General features: G+C 70.3%; 9 protein-coding genes, 1 tRNA gene, 1 rRNA gene and 1 pseudogene. 1 reads left to right on the top strand and 11 read right to left on the bottom strand.

Annotated elements, in window-relative coordinates:
* Positions 1 to 95 precede the first annotated feature (95 nt).
* The 8 genes and pseudogenes from ABZ854_RS35770 to ABZ854_RS35805 all read right to left on the bottom strand — a co-directional run.
* Positions 96 to 446: pseudogene (locus tag ABZ854_RS35770) on the bottom strand (helix-turn-helix transcriptional regulator); the annotation flags it as partial.
* Between the two features lie 109 nt (positions 447 to 555).
* A complete protein-coding gene (locus tag ABZ854_RS35775) occupies positions 556 to 1,101 on the bottom strand; it encodes a CinA family protein (protein ID WP_361219852.1) in 546 nt (181 codons plus the stop codon).
* Complete coding sequence (gene pgsA / locus ABZ854_RS35780; RefSeq protein ID WP_361219855.1) at positions 1,098 to 1,925, bottom strand: CDP-diacylglycerol--glycerol-3-phosphate 3-phosphatidyltransferase; 828 nt, start codon at positions 1,923 to 1,925, stop codon at positions 1,098 to 1,100. The genes ABZ854_RS35775 and pgsA overlap by 4 nt, the downstream gene beginning before the upstream one ends.
* Positions 1,922 to 3,394 (bottom strand): 30S ribosomal protein S12 methylthiotransferase RimO, encoded by a 1,473-nt coding sequence (gene rimO, locus ABZ854_RS35785; RefSeq protein WP_361219858.1) that lies wholly within the window; start codon positions 3,392 to 3,394, stop codon positions 1,922 to 1,924. The genes pgsA and rimO overlap by 4 nt, the downstream gene beginning before the upstream one ends.
* 93 nt (positions 3,395 to 3,487) lie before the next feature.
* The gene (locus ABZ854_RS35790) at positions 3,488 to 4,327 is read right to left on the bottom strand and encodes a helix-turn-helix domain-containing protein (protein WP_361219861.1); all 840 of its coding nucleotides are present in this window, start codon (positions 4,325 to 4,327) and stop codon (positions 3,488 to 3,490) included.
* Positions 4,328 to 4,618: 291 nt separating this feature from the next.
* Entirely contained in the window at positions 4,619 to 7,381 is a 2,763-nt protein-coding gene (locus ABZ854_RS35795) for a DNA translocase FtsK (protein WP_361219864.1), read from the bottom strand.
* Between the two features lie 122 nt (positions 7,382 to 7,503).
* Positions 7,504 to 8,184: a response regulator gene (locus tag ABZ854_RS35800; RefSeq protein WP_129306217.1), complete on the bottom strand. Its 681-nt coding sequence runs from the start codon at positions 8,182 to 8,184 to the stop codon at positions 7,504 to 7,506.
* A 272-nt stretch (positions 8,185 to 8,456) separates the two neighbouring features.
* Entirely contained in the window at positions 8,457 to 13,919 is a 5,463-nt protein-coding gene (locus ABZ854_RS35805) for a HAMP domain-containing protein (protein WP_361219867.1), read from the bottom strand.
* Between the two features lie 421 nt (positions 13,920 to 14,340).
* Here ABZ854_RS35805 and ABZ854_RS35810 point away from each other — a divergent pair, with 421 nt between their 5' ends.
* Complete coding sequence (locus ABZ854_RS35810; protein WP_361219870.1) at positions 14,341 to 17,100, top strand: SpoIIE family protein phosphatase; 2,760 nt, start codon at positions 14,341 to 14,343, stop codon at positions 17,098 to 17,100.
* 55 nt (positions 17,101 to 17,155) lie between these two features.
* Here the strand turns inward: ABZ854_RS35810 and ABZ854_RS35815 are convergent.
* The 3 genes from ABZ854_RS35815 to rrf form a co-directional block, all read right to left on the bottom strand.
* Positions 17,156 to 17,228 (bottom strand) — tRNA-Thr (locus ABZ854_RS35815).
* A gap of 97 nt (positions 17,229 to 17,325) precedes the next feature.
* Entirely contained in the window at positions 17,326 to 17,988 is a 663-nt protein-coding gene (locus tag ABZ854_RS35820; RefSeq protein WP_361219873.1) for a DegT/DnrJ/EryC1/StrS family aminotransferase, read from the bottom strand.
* Positions 17,989 to 18,114: 126 nt separating this feature from the next.
* Positions 18,115 to 18,207, bottom strand: a 5S ribosomal RNA gene (gene rrf / locus ABZ854_RS35825); the annotation flags it as partial.

Here is an 18,207-nt window from a genome sequence, read left to right on the forward strand (position 1 = left end):
GACTGGAAGTCGAGCACCCAGGTGTCCCCGGCCGCGGTGAAGACGATGTCGCCCGCCGCGCCGGCGTCGGTGACGTCACTGGCGGCCGGGTGCGCTTCGGCGGGCGCCTTGATGGTCACCCGTTCCGGTGGCACACCCGTCACCGACACGGAACCCAGCATCGGGCGGACCGGTGCGGGTACAGGGTCGGTGGCCGCTGCGGACTGGGCCAGCTCGGCGAGCGCCAGCTCGTCGCTCACTTCTCGCATGAGTTCCGACATCCGTACGTCCAGCGCGTCGCAGATGGCGGAGAGCAGCTCGGAGGAAGCCTCCTTCTGCCCCCGCTCCACCTCGGAGAGATAGCCGAGTGAGACTCGGGCGGACGAGGAGACTTCGCGCAGAGTACGGCCCTGGCGTTGGCGCTGCCGACGCAGCACGTCACCCAGCAGGCGACGGAGCAGAATCATCGGTGGCTCCCTCCTCGGACCGCGTAGCCGCATCCTTCACGCCCCACCGTACCGCCTCGCGCCGCGGCCGTGCGGGGAGCGATGTCGTGTTCACTCAGGGCTGCAAACATCAAAACCCCCCGTTCCGTTCCGTATCCTGTGCCCGCTCGTTCCCTGTCTGTTGGCCCGCCAGCTCCCTCAGGAGGAGCGCGAGCACGCTCCGTACACTCTCCATACGGATTTCCGTACGGTCGCCGTTCAACCGCAGGGCCTCGACTTTTCCGCCACCGGCAGAACCGGGAACCGTGCCCCGGGGCCCGTCGGCGGCCACGAACACCGTGCCGACCGGCTGCCCGTCCTGCGGATCGGGCCCCGCGACTCCGGTGGTCGCGATGCCCCAGTCGGCGCCCAACGCCTCCCGCACACCTGCCGCCATCTGGGCCGCGACCTGCGGATCCACCGCTCCGCGCTGCTCCAGCAGGGTGGCGTCGACACCCAGCAGATCATGCTTGAGTCCGGTGGCGTAAGCGGTGACCGAACCCCGGAACACCTTGGACGCCCCGGGGACGGACGTGATCTCCGCCGCGACCAGACCACCGGTGAGGGACTCGGCCACCGCGAGCGTCTCGCCCCTCACGGTCAGTAGTCGCACCAGTTCGGTGGCCGGCAGACTCACTCTTCCGTCTCCTCCAACGCAGCCGCGCGCTCGGCGATTCCCCGCCGGCGCAGCACCATGGCCTGTCTCACATAGTCGAGGCCGGTGACCACGGTGAGGACGACGGCCACGGCCATCACCCAGAACCTCAGGGTCGCCAGCCACCCCGTCAGCGCCAGCACGTACATGCCGACGGCCACGCCCTGGGTGAGGGTCTTGAGCTTGCCGCCGCGGCTGGCCGGGATCACGCCGTACCGAATGACCAGGAAACGCAGCAGGGTGATGCCGAGTTCCCGGCCGAGGATCACGGCCGTCACCCACCAGGGCAGGTCGCCCAGGGCGGACAGGCACACGAGCGCCGCGCCCATGATCGCCTTGTCGGCGATGGGGTCGGCGATCTTGCCGAAGTCGGTGACCAGGTTGTAGGTCCGCGCCAGGTGTCCGTCGAACAGGTCGGTGATCATGGCGATGGCGAAGGCCGCCCAGGCCAGCGAGCGCCAGGCCGGGTCGTACCCGCCGTTCTCCAGCATCAGCACCACGAAGCCGGGCACCAGGACCAGCCGCAGCATCGTCAGCAGGTTGGCGACGTTCCACACGCTGGCCTGGTTGACGGCGGCGGCCGTGATCTTCTTCCCGCGCGCGGGCCGGGCCTCACCCGTCGCGCCGGCGTCCGAAGCGGGAGCAGGAACGGTGACGGGAGACGGACCAGCGGGAGCGGGAGCCGCGGAAGCGGAAGCCGCGGGAGCAGCAGCGGCGGGAGCTGCGCCGTCGGCCGCGGCGGCGGAACCCCGGGCGCCCTGGGCGCCGGAGGAGCCACCCGCGGCGGATGCCGGGACTCCGGTCATCTGCCCGCCTCCTCACTACACCCGAGCGAGCCGGTGAGCGGCTCGGCGACCAGGTCGACACCCTCCGTACCGACCACCTTCGCCTCGACCATACGTCCCACGGTCAGGCCCTCGCCGCTCGTGAGCAGCACCTGGCCGTCCGTTTCCGGCGCCTGGTGCGCGGCGCGGCCGTACACGCCCTCCTCGTCGTCGACGGACTCGACGAGGACGTGCACGGTCTCGCCGAGACGCTCCTCGGCGCGCTGCGAGACGAGCTCCTCGGCGAGCCGGGAGACCCGGGCCAGCCGCTCGGCGACGACGTCGCCGTCGAGCTTGCCGGTGTACGTGGCCGCCTCCGTGCCCTCCTCGTCGGAGTAGCCGAACACGCCGATGGCGTCCAGGCGGGCGCCGCTCAGGAAGCGCTCCAGCTCGGCCAGGTCGGCCTCGGACTCGCCGGGGAAGCCGACGATGAAGTTGGAGCGCACGCCGGCCTGCGGAGCCTTGCCACGGATGGTGTCGAGCAGCTCCAGGAAGCGGTCGGTGTCGCCGAAGCGGCGCATGGCGCGCAGCACGCCGGGCGCGGAGTGCTGGAAGGAAAGGTCGAAGTAGGGAGCGACCTTCGGGGTGGAGGTCAGTACGTCGATCAGGCCGGGGCGCATCTCGGCCGGCTGGAGGTAGCTGACGCGCACGCGTTCGATGCCGTCGACCTCGGCCAGCTCGGGCAGGAGGGACTCCAGCAGGCGGATGTCACCCAGGTCCTTGCCGTAGGAGGTGTTGTTCTCGGAGACCAGCATGATCTCCTTCACGCCCTGCTCGGCCAGCCAGCGGGTCTCGTTCAGCACGTCGCTCGGGCGGCGCGAGATGAACGAGCCGCGGAAGGAGGGGATGGCGCAGAACGAGCAGCGGCGGTCGCAGCCGGAGGCGAGCTTGACGGAGGCGACGGGCGCGCCGTCCAGCCGGCGGCGCAGGGGCGCGCGGGGGCCGGAGAGAGGCGCGACGCCCTCGGGAAGGTCGGCCGGGCCGTGGCCGGGCAGGGCGACGGAGGTGGCCGACTCCTGCCGCTCGGCCGGGCTGATCGGCAGGAGCTTGCGCCGGTCGCGGGGGGTGTGAGCGGCGTGGATGCCGCCGGAGAGGATGGTCTGCAGGCGGTCGGAGATGTCGGCGTAGTCGTCGAATCCGAGCACGCCGTCGGCCTCGGGGAGGGCCTCGGCCAGCTCCTTGCCGTACCGCTCGGCCATGCAGCCCACCGCCACGACGGCCTGGGTTCTGCCATGGTCCTTGAGGTCGTTGGCCTCCAGGAGGGCGTCGACGGAGTCCTTCTTGGCGGCTTCCACGAAGCCACAGGTGTTGACCACGGCGACGTCCGCGTCCGCGGCGTCCTCCACGAGCTGCCAGCCGTCCGCCTCCAAACGGCCTGCGAGCTCCTCCGAGTCCACCTCGTTACGGGCGCAGCCGAGAGTGACGAGTGCGACGGTACGGCGTTCAGGCATGGGCTCAAGACTACTTCGTCCGTACGACACCCCACGTCGACGGGGTTGGCCGATCTTGGCCAACCCCGCTGGACGGCTTCCCGCGAGCGGCTGTCAGCCGACCTCGGGGTCGCCCTTGGTGTACGTCAGGCGCTCGACCGCGCCCGGCTGGAAGTCGTCCTCGATCTTCTTGCCGTTGACATAGAGCTGGATGGCGCCGGCGTCGCCGAGGATCAGGTTGATCTTGGAGCTGTCCTGGAAGGTCTTGGACTCGCCCTTCTTGAGCAGTCCGTCGAAGAGCATCCGGCCGTTGTGGTCCTTGGCGGAGATCCAGCTGCGCCCGTTGGGGGCGCTGACCTGCACGGTCACCTTGTCCTGGGGGGCCGCCGCGATGGCGCTGTCGGACGGCTCGGACTTGGGTGGGGCCGGCTTGTCCTTCTTGGGCGTGGGCGACGCGGACTTGGCGCTCGGCGTGGCGCCCTCGGCGACCTGGGACTTGGCGTCGTTCCCGCTGTCGCCGCCCTTGAAGGCGGTGAATCCGACGAAGCCGATCACGGCGACGATCGCCGCGACCATGGCCGCGGTCCAGTTGGGTCCGCGCCGCTCGGGACGGATCCGCTCCGCCTCGAACAAAGGTGCGGCAGGGGTCGGGGCGGGCCGGCCGCCGTGCTCGGCGTCGTACCGCTCGATCAGCGGGCCGGGATCGAGGTGGACGGCCCTGGCCAGGGTCCGGATGTGGCCGCGGGCGTACACGTCGCCGCCGCAGGGGGCGAAGTCGTCGGCCTCGATGGCGTGCACGATGGCGATGCGGACGCGAGTGGCGCTGCTGACGTCGTCGACGGTCAGCCCGGCCGCGATGCGCGCCTGCTGCAGGGCGCGCCCGACGGTGGGACGGGCTTCCTTGGACACGTCTTCGAACGGACGCTCGTCTTCAGGGGAGTTGCCGATGGACACGGGGGCGCCTTTCGAGCGTGTAGCCACCTGCTGGAGGTTCAGTCTAGGGGGGGTACGAAAGGGTGGGGCAACCGGGCGGTATGACTTTGTACGCCATCGGACTGGCCCGACAATCCGACGACACGGCCAGACACGAAATCCCCCGCTGGGACCCGCACCTGCCCTCTCCCTCAACTTGACGTACAGCAAAGGGAAACGGTTGCTCGCCGTTCTCTAACGGGTGGATCACGGCGGTGCCGCCGTCCGGCCCAGTCGTTCGGCCGGACGGACGACCCCCGTCCGGGGCGCGTCCTACCCCTCCGTCTCCCCGCGAATCACCGCGAGCACGCCGTCGAGTTCGTCGGCCTTCACAAGAACGTCACGCGCCTTGGATCCCTCGCTGGGCCCGACGATGTTCCGGGACTCCATGAGGTCCATCAGCCGGCCGGCCTTGGCGAAGCCGACCCGCAGCTTGCGCTGGAGCATGGACGTCGACCCGAACTGGGTGGAGACCACCAGCTCGGCCGCCTGGCACAGCAGGTCGAGGTCGTCGCCGATGTCCTCGTCGATCTCCTTCTTCTGCTTGGTGCCCACCGTGACGTCGTCCCGGAAGACCGGCGCCATCTGGTCCTTGCAGTGCTGGACGACGACCGCGACCTCTTCCTCGGTCACGAACGCGCCCTGCATACGGGTCGGCTTGTTCGCGCCCATCGGCAGGAACAGCCCGTCGCCCTTGCCGATCAGCTTCTCCGCGCCCGGCTGGTCGAGGATGACCCGCGAGTCGGCGAGCGAGGAGGTGGCGAAGGCCAGCCGGGACGGCACATTGGCCTTGATCAGACCGGTGACGACGTCGACGGACGGCCGCTGGGTGGCGAGCACCAGGTGGATGCCGGCCGCGCGCGCGAGCTGCGTGATCCGCACGATCGCGTCCTCGACGTCCCTGGGGGCGACCATCATCAGGTCGGCCAGCTCGTCGACGATCACCAGCAGGTACGGGTACGGCTGCAGCTCCCGCTCGCTGCCCTCCGGCGGCTTGACCTTGCCCTCGCGGACGGCGCGGTTGAAGTCGTCGATGTGCCGGTAGCCGTAGGCCGCGAGGTCGTCGTAGCGCAGGTCCATCTCGCGCACGACCCACTGCAGCGCCTCGGCGGCCCGCTTGGGGTTGGTGATGATCGGCGTGATCAGGTGCGGGATGCCCTCGTAGGCGGTCAGCTCGACGCGCTTGGGGTCGACCAGGATCATCCGGACGTCCTCCGGCGTCGCCCGCATCATGACCGAGGTGATCAGGCAGTTGATGCAGGACGACTTGCCGGAACCGGTGGCGCCGGCGACCAGCATGTGGGGCATCTTCGCCAGCGAGTGCATCACGTACCCGCCCTCGACGTCCTTGCCGAAGGCGACCAGCATCGGGTCGTCGTCCTCGGCGGACTCGGCGAGGCGCAGCACGTCACCGAGGTTGACCATCTCCCGGTCGGTGTTCGGGATCTCGATGCCGACCGCGGACTTGCCGGGGATCGGGCTGATGATCCGCACGTCCGGACTGGCGACGGCGTAGGCGATGTTCTTGGTCAGGGCGGTGATCCGCTCGACCTTGACGGCGGGGCCGAGCTCGACCTCGTAGCGGGTGACCGTCGGGCCGCGAGTGAAGCCGGTGACGGCCGCGTCGACCTTGAACTCGGTGAAGACCTGGGTGAGCGAGGCGACGACCGCGTCGTTGGCCGCGCTGCGCGCCTTGCCGGGGCCCCCGCGGGTGAGGAGGTCCAGCGAGGGCAGGGCGTAGGTGATGTCCCCGGACAGCTGGAGCTGCTCCGCGCGCGCGGGCAGGTCGCGGACCGCTTCGGGCGCCTTCTTGGTGAGGTCGGGGACGCTCCCGCTGGGGATCTTCTCCTGCTTGGGCCGCGACGGCGCCGGGACCGGCGACGAGGCGGGGGCCTTCGACGGCGACGGCGACGGTGAGGGCGCCGGGACCGGTGTGGTCTCCTCGCGGTCGCCGACGCTGACGCCCTGGGTGAGGTCGGCGACGACCTGGGAGGGCGGCATGCCGTGCAGGACGGCGCCGTCGAGGGCGGCCGCGGCCGCCGCCGCGACGTCCACGGCGTCCATGTGCCGCGCCGGATCGGGCTGCGGCACCGCCGAGCGCCGGGGCCGGCCCCGGCGCTGCGTGAGCGCCGCCTCCTCCGCGCTGCCGGGGTCATACCCCTGGGGGGCGCTCAGGCGCTTGCGGGGGCGCCCGGGCAGCGCTTCGCGCCACTGCTCGTCGTAGCGCTCGTCGTCCTCGGTGAGCTCGTCGTCCTCCGGGTCGGGCAGCAGGCCCAGCTTCACGCCGAGCGTGCGCAGCCGCTGCGGGATGGCGTTGACCGGCGTGGCGGTGACCACGAGCAGGCCGAACACGGTGAGCAGCACCAGCAGCGGCACCGCCAGCACCTCGGACATGGAGTACGTCAGCGGGGTCGCCGCCGCCCAGCCGATGAGGCCGCCGGCGTCCCTTATGGCCTGCATGCCGCCGCTGCGGGCGGGCGAGCCGCACGCGATGTGGAGCTGGCCGAGCACGCCGATGACGAGCGCGGACAGGCCGATCACGATCCGGCCGTTGGCCTCCTGCTTCTCCGGATGCCGGACGAACCGTACGCCGATCACCGCGAGCAGTATCGGCACCAGCAGGTCGAGCCGGCCGAACGCGCCGGTGACCAGGATCTCCACCAGGTCGCCGACGGGTCCGCGCAGATCGGCCCACGTGCCGGCGGCGACGACCAGCGCGAGGCCGAACAGCAGCAGGGCCACGCCGTCCTTCCGGTGCGCCGGGTCGAGGTTCTTCGCGCCCTGCCCTATGCCCCGGAAGACGGCACCGACGGCGTGCGCCAGGCCCAGCCAGAGGGCACGCACGAGCCGGTAGACGCCCCCGGTGGGGCTGGGTGCCGGCTTGGGCGGCGGCGCTGCCTTCTTGGCCGGGGCCTTCTTGGCGGGCGCCTTCCCGGCCGGGGCCTTCTTCGCGGCGGCCTTCCTCGCCGGAGCCTTCGCGGGAGCGGCCGCCTTCTTCGCGGGCTGCTTCTTGGCTGCGGAGGGACGTGTGGCCATGGAGTGAGGTTACCGGTGGAGACGACAGGGGACACGTGTGCCGACTGGTTCACCCGTTCGTGTCGCCCTTGCCGGGGCCCGAAGCTGACGCCCGCTCATGGGCAACGCGGGCCCCACCGGTGTCAGTTCTGCGTCGGCAGCGCCGGGCTGCCGCTCCCGGTGCCCGGCTCCAGGGCATCGAGCGCGCGGCGCAGACCGGTGAGTTTGCGCTCCAGATGAGCCGCGGTGGCGACCGCCGCCGCGTCCGCGGAATCGTCGTCCAGCTGTTTGGACAGGGCCTCGGCCTGCTCCTCGACGGCCGCGAGCCGCGCGGACAGTTCCGCGAGCAGCCCGGTGGACTCCTTGCCTCCGACACCGCCCTTGCCGTTGCCCTCCAACTGGAGCCGCAGCAGCGCCGCCTGCTCGCGGAGCTGGCAGTTCTTCATGTACAGCTCGACGAACACCGACACCTTCGCCCGCAGCACCCACGGGTCGAACGGCTTGGAGATGTAGTCGACCGCGCCCGCCGCGTACCCCCGGAAGGTGTGATGCGGGCCGTGGTTGATCGCCGTGAGGAAGATGATCGGGATGTCCCGCGTCCGCTCGCGCCGCTTGATGTGCGCCGCGGTCTCGAATCCGTCCATGCCCGGCATCTGGACGTCCAGCAGAATGACCGCGAAGTCGTCCGTGAGCAGTGCCTTGAGCGCTTCCTCCCCGGACGATGCCCGCACCAGCGTCTGATCAAGCGCGGAGAGGATCGCCTCCAGCGCCAGCAGATTCTCCGGCCGGTCATCGACCAGGAGGATCTTGGCCTTCTGCACCATGGCCCGCCCTCCTCGCCCCGGCGGTACACCGGGCGCCGCCCCAGGGGACGACTCCCTTTCGCCGCCCGTCCTTGTGCCGGTCATGGTAGCCGCACCCTGCCTGTCGCCACACCCTGTCACCGCGATGTCACTGTGCACACAGCGGAAACGCGGCAGGAGACCGGATGGTTCCCGGATTCCCACGTTCCCACACCGGGCCGCGCCCCCGGAAAGGGAAACCCGCGTGCTCACCGGGGGTTCCCGCAACGTTCACATCCGGTCGTGCCGTTCCCTCACTCCTCCCGCATCCACTGCCGCATCACGGACAGCAGGTGGTCCGGGTCGACCGGCTTGGTCACGTAGTCGGAGGCGCCCGACTCGATGGCCTTCTCCCGGTCCCCCTTCATCGCCTTGGCGGTCAGCGCGATGATCGGCAGCCCGGCGAACTGCGGCATCCTGCGGATCGCCGTGGTCGTGGCGTACCCGTCCATCTCCGGCATCATGATGTCCATCAGGACGACCGCCACGTCGTCGTGCTGCTCCAGGACCTCGATGCCCTCGCGGCCGTTCTCGGCGTACAGCACCGACAGCCCGTGCTGCTCCAGGACGCTGGTGAGCGCGAACACGTTGCGGATGTCGTCGTCGACGATCAGCACCTTCTCCCCGCCGAACCGCACCGCGTGTGCCGACTCCTCCGCACTGTCCTGCCCGGCGCCTGCCGCCCACTCCTCCAGCCGCAGCTCGGCCGCCGGCGGTGTGCTGCGGCGGCGGCGCCGGAACAGCGCGGCGGGGCCGTTCTGCGTCTCCTGGTACGACTTCACCTCGGCCGGCGTCTCGATCTCCGCCGCGGAAAGCTCCGAGGACCGCCGCGCCTCGGAGGCCACCAGGTCGCCGGCCTCCAGCGCGGGCATGGACTGCTGGTAGCCCTGCGGCGGCAGTTCGCTCGGGTGCAGCGGCAGGTACAGCGTGAACGTCGAGCCCCGCCCGGGTTCGCTCTGCGCGTGGATCTCGCCGCCGAGCAGCTGGGCGATCTCCCGGGAGATCGACAGACCGAGGCCCGTGCCGCCGTACTTGCGGCTGGTAGTGCCGTCGGCCTGCTTGAACGCCTCGAAGATCACGCGCATCTTGCTCGCCGCGATGCCGATGCCGGTGTCGGTCACCGAGAACGCGATCAGCGGCGCGCCCGGATCGCTCAGCGAGCCGGCCTCCAGCAGTTGTTCCCGGATGCCCACCGGCACGTTCGCGCCGGCCGGCCGGATCACCAGCTCCACCGACCCGGAGTCGGTGAACTTCACCGCGTTGGACAGCAGGTTCCGCAGCACCTGCAGCAGCCGCTGCTCGTCGGTGTGCAGGGTCGCCGGCAGCTCCGGTGAGACCCGCACCGACAGGTCCAGGCCCTTCTCCGCGGTCAGCGGCCGGAACGTGGCCTCCACGTAGTCCACGAGTTGGACGAGCGCGATGCGCGTCGGGGAGACGTCCATCTTGCCCGCCTCGACCTTGGACAGGTCCAGGATGTCGTTGATCAGCTGCAGCAGGTCGGAACCGGCACCGTGGATGGTCTCGGCGAACTCGACCTGCTTCGGGGAGAGATTGCTGTCGGCGTTGTCGGCGAGCAGCTTGGCCAGGATCAGCAGCGAGTTGAGCGGCGTGCGCAGCTCGTGCGACATGTTGGCGAGGAACTCGCTCTTGTACCGCATCGACACGGCGAGCTGCTCGGCGCGCTCCTCCAGGACCTGCCGGGCCTCCTCGATCTCGGTGTTCTTCACCTCGATGTCACGGTTCTGCCGGGCCAGCAGCTCGGCCTTCTCCTCCAGTTCGGCGTTGGATGCCTGCAGCGCCTTCTGCCGGTTCTCCAGCTCCGCAGACCGCTCCCTGAGCTGCTCGGTCAGCTCCTGCGACTGCTTGAGCAGCAGCTCGGTCTTGGTGTTGACCGAGATGGTGTTGACGCTCGTCGCGATCATCTCGGCGATCTGGTTGAGGAAGTCCTTCTGGATCTGCGTGAACGGCGTGAAGGACGCCAGCTCGATCACGCCCAGCACCGTGCCCTCGAACAGCACCGGCAGGACGATGACCTGCGCCGGCGGGGCCTCGCCGAGCCCGGAGGAGATCTTCAGGTAGCCGCTGGGCGCGTTCTCCACCAGGATCGTGCGCCGCTCCTCCGCGGCGGTACCGATCAGCGCCTCGCCCGGCCGGAACGACGTCGGCATGGAGCCCATCGAGTAGCCGTAGCTGCCGAGCATCCGCAGTTCGTACTGCTCCTCGGTGTCCCCGCCCGCGTCCTGGCCCTCCATGAGGGGCATCGCCACGAAGAACGCGCCGTGCTGGGCGGAGACGACCGGCGTCAGCTCGCTCATGATCAGCGACGCCACGTCCTCCAGGTCCCGGCGGCCCTGCATCAGCGCCGAGATGCGGGCGAGGTTGCCCTTGAGCCAGTCCTGCTCCTTGTTGGCGATCGTGGTGTCACGCAGGTTGGCGATCATCTTGTTGATGTAGTCCTGCAGTTCCTGGATCTCCCCGGACGCGTCCACGTCGATCTTCAGGTTCAGGTCGCCCCGGGTCACCGCGGTCGCCACGCGCGCGATGGCGCGCACCTGCCGGGTCAGGTTCCCGGCCATCTCGTTCACCGACTCGGTGAGGTCACGCCAGGTGCCGTCGACGTCACGCACGCGTGCCTGCCCACCGAGCTGACCCTCGGTGCCCACCTCGCGGGCCACACGCGTGACCTCCTCGGCGAAGCTGGACAGCTGGTCGACCATCGTGTTGATCGTCGTCTTCAGCTCGAGGATCTCGCCCCGGGCGTCGATGTCGATCTTCTTGGTCAGGTCACCCTTGGCGATGGCCGTGGTCACCATGGCGATGTTGCGCACCTGACCGGTCAGGTTGGACGCCATCTGGTTCACCGACTCGGTGAGGTCCTTCCACGTGCCGGCCACGCCGGGCACGTGCGCCTGACCACCGAGGATGCCGTCCGTGCCCACCTCGCGGGCCACCTTGGTGACCTGGTCGGCGAACGAACTCAGCGTCTTGACCATCGTGTTGATGGTGTCGGCGAGCTGCGCCACCTCGCCGCTCGCCTCGATCGTCACCTGCCGGGTCAGGTCGCCGTTGGCCACCGCGGAGGCGACCTGGGAGATGTTCCGCACCTGCATGGTCAGGTTGTTGGCCATCAGGTTGACGTTGTTGCTCAGGTCCTTCCAGATGCCCGTGACACCCGGCACATGGGCCTGGCCGCCCAGCATGCCCTCGGTGCCCACCTCACGGGCCACCCGGGTCACCTGCTCGGCGAAACTGGACAGCTGGTCGACCATCGTGTTGACCGTCGTGACCAGCTCGAGGATCTCACCCTTGGCGTCCACGGTGATCTTCTTGGACAGGTCGCCCTTGGCGACGGCGGTCGTGACCTCGGCGATGTTGCGTACCTGACCGGTCAGGTTGTTCGCCATGAAGTTCACGGACTGCGTGAGGTCCTTCCAGGTGCCGGCGACGCCCTGGACCTCCGCCTGCCCACCGAGGATGCCCTCCGTACCCACCTCACGGGCCACACGCGTGACCTCCTGGGCGAACGACGACAGCTGGTCCACCATCGTGTTCAGGGTGTTCTTCAGCTCCTGGATCTCCCCGCGCGCGTCCACGGTGATCTTCTGGGATAGGTCACCACGGGCCACGGCGGTGGCGACCTGGGCGATGTTGCGCACCTGGGCCGTCAGGTTGCCGGCCATGCCGTTCACGGAGTCCGTCAGGTCACGCCACACACCCGCCACGCCGGGCACCTGCGCCTGACCGCCGAGGCGGCCCTCCGTGCCCACCTCACGGGCCACCCGGGTCACCTGGTCGGCGAAGGCGGACAGCTGGTCCACCATCGTGTTGATGGTGCTCTTCAGCTCCAGGATCTCCCCGCGCGCGTCCACGTCGATCTTCTGTGACAGGTCGCCGCGCGCCACGGCCGTCGTCACCTGGGCGATCTGCCGCACCTGGGACGTCAGGTTTCCGGCCATGAAGTTGACGGAGTCCGTCAGCTCCTTCCAGGTGCCCGAGACGCCGTCCACGCGGGCCTGACCGCCCAGGCGGCCCTCCGTGCCCACGTCCCGGGCCATCCGCGTCACCTGGTCGGCGAAGCTCGACAGCTGGTCCACCATCGTGTTCACGGTGTTCTTCAGCTGGAGCATCTCGCCGGAGACGTCGACCGTGACCTTCTGCGACAGGTCGCCGTTGGCCACCGCCGTCGTCACCTGCGCGATGTTGCGGACCTGCCCGGTGAGGTTGCGGAACGCGGTGTTGACGGAGTCCGTCAGGTCCTTCCACGTCCCGGCCGCGCCCGGCACCTGCGCCTGGCCGCCCAGCTCACCCTCGACACCGATCTCCCGCGCGACCCGCGTCACCTCGGCACCGAACGCCGACAGCTGGTCGACCATCGTGTTGACGGTGTTCTTCAGCTCCAGCATCTCGCCGGCCACGTCCACGGTGACCTTCTGCGACAGGTCACCGCTGGCCACCGCCGTCGTCACGGCGGCGATGTCCCGCACCTGCGTGGTGAGGTTGCGGAACACCGTGTTGACGGAGTCCGTGAGGTCCTTCCAGGTCCCGGCCACGCCGGGCACCGTCGCCTGGCCGCCGAGGCGGCCCTCGGCACCGACCTCGTTGGCCACGCGCGTGACCTCGTCCGCGAAGATCCGCAGCGTCTCGGTCATCTGGTTGATCGTCTCGGCGAGCTGCGCGACCTCGCCGCGCGCCGGAACGGTCACCTTCTGCGACAGGTCGCCGTTGGCGACCGCCGTGGTCACCTGGGCGATCCCGCGTACCTGGGCCGTCAGGTTGCCGGCCATCAGGTTCACCGAGTCGGTGAGTTCCTTCCAGGTGCCGTCGACCCCTGGAACATGCGCCTGACCACCGAGGATGCCGTCCGTGCCGACCTCACGGGCGACTCGCGTCACCTCCGAGGAGAACGCCGAGAGCTGGTCCACCATCGTGTTGACGGTGTTCTTCAGCTCCAGCATCTCGCCCGCGACATGCACGGTGACCTTGCGTGACAGGTCACCCTTGGCGACCGCGGTGGTCACCAGGGCGATGTCCCGCACCTGGGCCGTCAGCCGGGACGCCATCGTGTTGACGGAGTCCGTCAGGTCCTTCCAGGAGCCGGAGAGCCCGCGCACCCGCGCCTGGCCGCCGAGCTTGCCCTCGGTGCCCACCTCGCTGGCCACGCGCGTGACCTCGTCGGTGAACGTCGACAGCTGGTCGACCAGGTTGTTGACGGTACGGCCGACCTTCAGGAACTCGCCCCGCAGCGGGTGCCCGGTGCCGTCCGGGCCCTGGGTGCGCAGCTCCATCCGGGGCGACAGATCACCCTCGGCGACCGCCGACAGCACCCGGCTGACCTCGGAGACGGGCCAGACCAGATCGTCGACCAGGGCGTTGGAGGCGTCGATGGCGGACGCCCAGGAGCCCTCGCAGGCGCCCGTCTCCAGCCGTTCCGTTAGTTTTCCCTCACGTCCCACCATGCGCCGTACCCGGGACAGCTCGCCCGTCAGGTGCAGATTGCGGTCGGCCACCTCGTTGAAGACCGCCGCGATCTCCGACATCACGCCGTCGCCGGACACCGTGAGCCGCTTGCGGAAGTTCCCGTCCCGCATGGACACGAGCGCCGCAAGCAGCCGGTGCAGGGCAGCCGTGTCCACGGCGGTGGTGCCGCCGTGCTTGCCCAGGGACTGTCCGCCTTTCGCGCGCGTCTTCGTGGTCCGCGTCGCCGCGCCAGACTCCACTGTGTCCCTCCCGCAGGGGTCGACCGTTACTGCTGTGCTCGGCCGCGTCGGCCGGTCTGCCGGTTCATTCGGCATACCGGATACCGGGCGTACCGGTTACTACTGCGTAGTTCTGCCAGACGAGATCCGGCCGCACCAGGGGCTGCTGCCCGCCATACACGGAACACACGCAACCCGACCGACAACCTGACCGGACCTTCATCACAAGCCTGCCCAGTGTTTCACCCCGGCCGAACCAGGCCATAACAGTTCGGCAGCTTCGCACACAGACAGCACACGTGGGGGCGTAATCACCGGCGACCGGCATCCACTGGGACCGCGAAGGTAAGTAACCTTGCATGCGGCTGTCCAGCCGCACCGGTCCGTCCGGCCTGGACGGTGGCACGAGAACGAGCGGGCATCGGAGGGGCGGCCGCAGACCATGACCACCGGACTGATCCCGGGGGACCCTTCCCCGGAGCAACGGCCGACGGGCGAGTTGATGCCGCAGCAGCGGCACGAGCCGGCCGGCCCCGCAGCCCCACACGTCCACGACCGGTCGAGGAGTTCTGTGATCACCGCGCGCGCGGCCGCCAGCTTCGAGCCCGTCGGGCGGTCGGTGGCGACCGCCCGGTCCTTCGTCCGCGACACCCTCCAGGGCTGGGGCTTCGCCGACATCGTCGACGACGCCGTGGTCCTCACCAGCGAGCTGGTGACCAACGCGGTGGTGCACGCCGGCACGCACGCGGAGGTGCTGTGCCTGCGCACCGAGGACGGCGTACGGGTCGAGGTGTCCGACCGCTACCCGGAGCGCGAGGTCCCCCTGCAGAGCGCGCACGCCGCCATGGGCAGCCCCGACCGCGAGGGCGGCCGCGGCCTCCAGCTCTGCGCGGCCCTGGCCGGCCGCTGGGGCGTGGACTACACACCCACGCACAAGAACGTCTGGTTCCAGCTCGATCTGCCCGAACACCCGGTCGGCACCCGCACCGCCGGCCCCGCGCTCCCCGCCGAGCTCCTCCCGCTGACCGACGGCCGGGTCCGCGTCGCCGTGGTCCAGATCGACCGGAAGGGATCCATCACGTCCTGGAACGAGGACGCCGAGGACCTTTTCGGCCACACGTCCCACCAGGTCACCGGCAAACCCCTCACCGACCTGGCGGCCTGGCCGCACACCCCGGGCACCGGCACCGGCATCGCCGAGGCGCTGCAGCTCTCCCGCTGGGAGGGCAGCTACGGCATCCGCGGCGCCGACGGCCGCGTCACCCCGGTGTACGCCTCCCACCTGCGGGTCCGCGACACCGGCGGCGAACCCTCCACCGTGTGCCTGCTGGTCCGCGAGGACGAGCGCGCCGTCCTGCAGACCCCCCTGCGCGTCCCGTCCGCCGACCAGCCCTCCTCCGCCGACGGGCAGAGCACCGACCCCTTCGAGGTCTTCATCGGCTCCCCCGCGCCGGACGACCTGGACGGACTGCTCCAGCGCACCGTGGAGCGCGCCCGCGACATGCTCGACGCGGACTCGGCCTTCCTGCTGCTGGCCACGGACGACGAGACGGAACTGGAGGTGCGCGCCTCCACCGGCCTGCCCTCCGCCCGCCAGCGCTTCGCCCGCGTCCCCGTGGAAGCCGGCCCCGGCCGCTACGGCTCCGCGCGCATGCCGGCCGTCCACGACGACCTCACGGCCGTCCCCGGGGCCGTCCCGCTGCTCTCCGGCACCGGCATGCGCTCGGTCGTCACCGTGCCCCTTAAGGTCGAGGGCCGCCTCACCGGCTCCCTCGGCGTCGCGGCCGAGGCGCCCTCCCGGTACTCCAACGAGGAGGCGCTCCGTCTGCAGTTCGCGGCCGACCGCATCGCCCTGGCCGTCGAATCGGCCCGCCTGGGCGAGCTGGAGCGGCTGCGCCGAGGCTCCCTGAGCTTCCTGGTCGAGGCCTCCGACCTGCTGGCCGGCACGCTGGACCGGGACCAGACCCTGGCGCTGATGGCCCAGATGACCGTGCCGACGCTGGCCACCTGGTGCGCCGTGTACACGATCGCCGACCAGGCCTCCGAGCCCTACCTGTCGTACGTGCTGCACGAGGACGAGGAGCTCATCGACGGCATCAAGTCACTGCTGGGGAAGATCGCCCCGCCCGACCCGGTGCCGACCCCCGGCGCCCGGGTCTGGACGGCCCCCGGCGAGATCGCCCACCAGGCGGCCCTGCGCAGCTCCATGCGCAGCCTCGGCCTGTCCGGCGGCCCCACGCACCAGGTCGCCTCGGGCATCGGCCCGACCCTCGCGACGGCCTCCGCGGTCGGCGGCGAAACGGTCGTCCTGCCACTCGTCGCCCGCAACCGCGTCATCGGCATGCTCACGCTCGGCAAACCGACCGACGAGCACTTCCGCCAGGAGATCCTCGAACTGGCCGAGGACCTGTCCCGCCGGGCCGCCCTCGCCCTGGACAACGCCCGCCTGTACTCGGAACGCACGGCCATCAGCCAGGCCCTCCAGCGCAGCCTGCTCCCGCCCGGCCTGCCGAACATCGACGGCGTGGAGGTCGAGGTCATCTACCGCGCGGCCGGCGAGGGGAACGAGGTGGGCGGTGACTTCTACGACCTGTTCCCCATCGGCAACGGCGCCTACGGCTTCGCCATCGGCGACGTCTGCGGTACGGGCCCGAACGCGGCCGCCGTCACCGGCCTCGCCCGGCACGCGCTGCGGCTGCTGGCCCGCGAGGGCCTGAACGGCCCGGCGGTGCTGGAGCGCCTGAACTCCGCGATCCTCGACGAGGGCGACCGCAGCCGCTTCCTGACGCTCCTCTACGGCGAGATGCGCCCGCAGGAGGACGGCAGCGCCGAACTGAAGGTGGTCTGCGCCGGCCATCCGCTCCCACTGCGCCTCCGGCAGGACGGCACGGTGGTGGCCGCGGCCGAACCCCAGCCGCTGCTCGGCGTCATCGAGGACCTCGACCTGTACGAGCAGACGGTCACCCTGGATCCGGGCGACGTCCTGCTGTGCGTCACGGACGGTGTCACCGAACGCCGCGAGGGCTCACGCATGCTCGGCGACGACGGTCTGGCCGATGTCCTGACCACGTGCACGGGTCTCACCGCGGGCGCGGTGGCGGCCCGCATCATGCGCGCGGTGGAACGCTTCGCCTCCGACGCCCCGTCGGACGACATGGCGATCCTGGCGATGCGGGTGCCCGAAATCCACCAGGACGCCTGAGGCGCGTCCGGGCATGAGAAAGGCCCCGCCCGAATGGGCGGGGCCTTTCTGTCGGAGCCCCCAAACGGAATCGAACCGTTGACCTTCTCCTTACCATGGAGACGCTCTGCCGACTGAGCTATAGGGGCCTGTCGCATTTCGAGGTTTCCCTCAAGGCGACAAAGAGATCGTACCCTGAACGGTCCCGAGTTCCCAAACGCGTTCGGAAGTCGCCCCGACGCTCGTTCAGAAGGCCGGCTGGAGCAGGCCGCCGAGGGCGTTGCAGGCGGAGACGATCCGCTGCATCTCCCGTTTCGTGAGCCCAGCGTCCACCGGCAGGGCGAGCGTCTCGTCGGCGGCCAGTTCGGTCTCCGGGAGGGTTACGCAGCGCCGGTACTCGGGCAGCCGGTGCACAGGCGTCCGGACGGGCACCCGGCAGTCAACTCCCCTGCCGCGCAGGGCTCGAGCGAAGGCATCGCGGTCCGGCCTGCCGTTCCCGGGCACCCGCACGACGTACTGCTGGTAGGTGTGCCCGTCGCCGCCCTCGGGTGTCCGTACACCCTTCAGCCCCGCGTCGAGGAGGGCGGCCCGCTCCCTGCGCCGCGCGATCTCGTCGTACGACGCCTCGGACTCTCCCTGTTGCAACACGAGCAGCCCGTGCCGCTCTCCGACCTGGTGCAACTGCCCCAGGTCGGCCTGCCGTCCGAAGCGATGTACGACAACGACGGCCGCCGTGCGGGAGGTTACGGCCGCCTCCAGGGCCGACGGGGCGAGGCAGTAGGTCACCGGATCTATGTCGGCGAACACCGGGAGTGCGCCGACCAGGGTGACGGCCTCGGCGACTTCCACATTCCCGAAGGCAGGTACGACGACCTCGTCACCGACTCCGACGCCGGCGGACCTGAGCATTGCAGCGGTACCCATGGCGTCGATCCTGGGCGGTCGACGTGAACGACACGTGACGGGCACCAGGCAGGCAAAAGAAAAAGGCCGGGCCCCGAACCGAAGTCCGGAATCCGACCTTTTACAAGAATTGTTCGGCGGTGTCCTACTCTCCCACAGGGTCCCCCCTGCAGTACCATCGGCGCTGTGAGGCTTAGCTTCCGGGTTCGGAATGTAACCGGGCGT

The organism is Streptomyces sp. NPDC047028 (genome assembly GCF_040644095.1).
Lineage (GTDB): Bacteria > Actinomycetota > Actinomycetes > Streptomycetales > Streptomycetaceae > Streptomyces.

Excerpts from the sequence above, each read along its gene's own strand:
- pgsA (WP_361219855.1), bottom strand. The coding sequence starts at position 1,925 with ATGACCGGAGTCCCGGCATCCGCCGCGGGTGGCTCCTCCGGCGCCCAG.
- rimO (WP_361219858.1), bottom strand. The coding sequence starts at position 3,394 with ATGCCTGAACGCCGTACCGTCGCACTCGTCACTCTCGGCTGCGCCCGT.
- ABZ854_RS35795 (WP_361219864.1), bottom strand. The coding sequence starts at position 7,381 with ATGGCCACACGTCCCTCCGCAGCCAAGAAGCAGCCCGCGAAGAAGGCG.
- ABZ854_RS35800 (WP_129306217.1), bottom strand. The coding sequence starts at position 8,184 with ATGGTGCAGAAGGCCAAGATCCTCCTGGTCGATGACCGGCCGGAGAAT.
- ABZ854_RS35810 (WP_361219870.1), top strand. The coding sequence starts at position 14,341 with ATGACCACCGGACTGATCCCGGGGGACCCTTCCCCGGAGCAACGGCCG.
- ABZ854_RS35820 (WP_361219873.1), bottom strand. The coding sequence starts at position 17,988 with ATGCTCAGGTCCGCCGGCGTCGGAGTCGGTGACGAGGTCGTCGTACCT.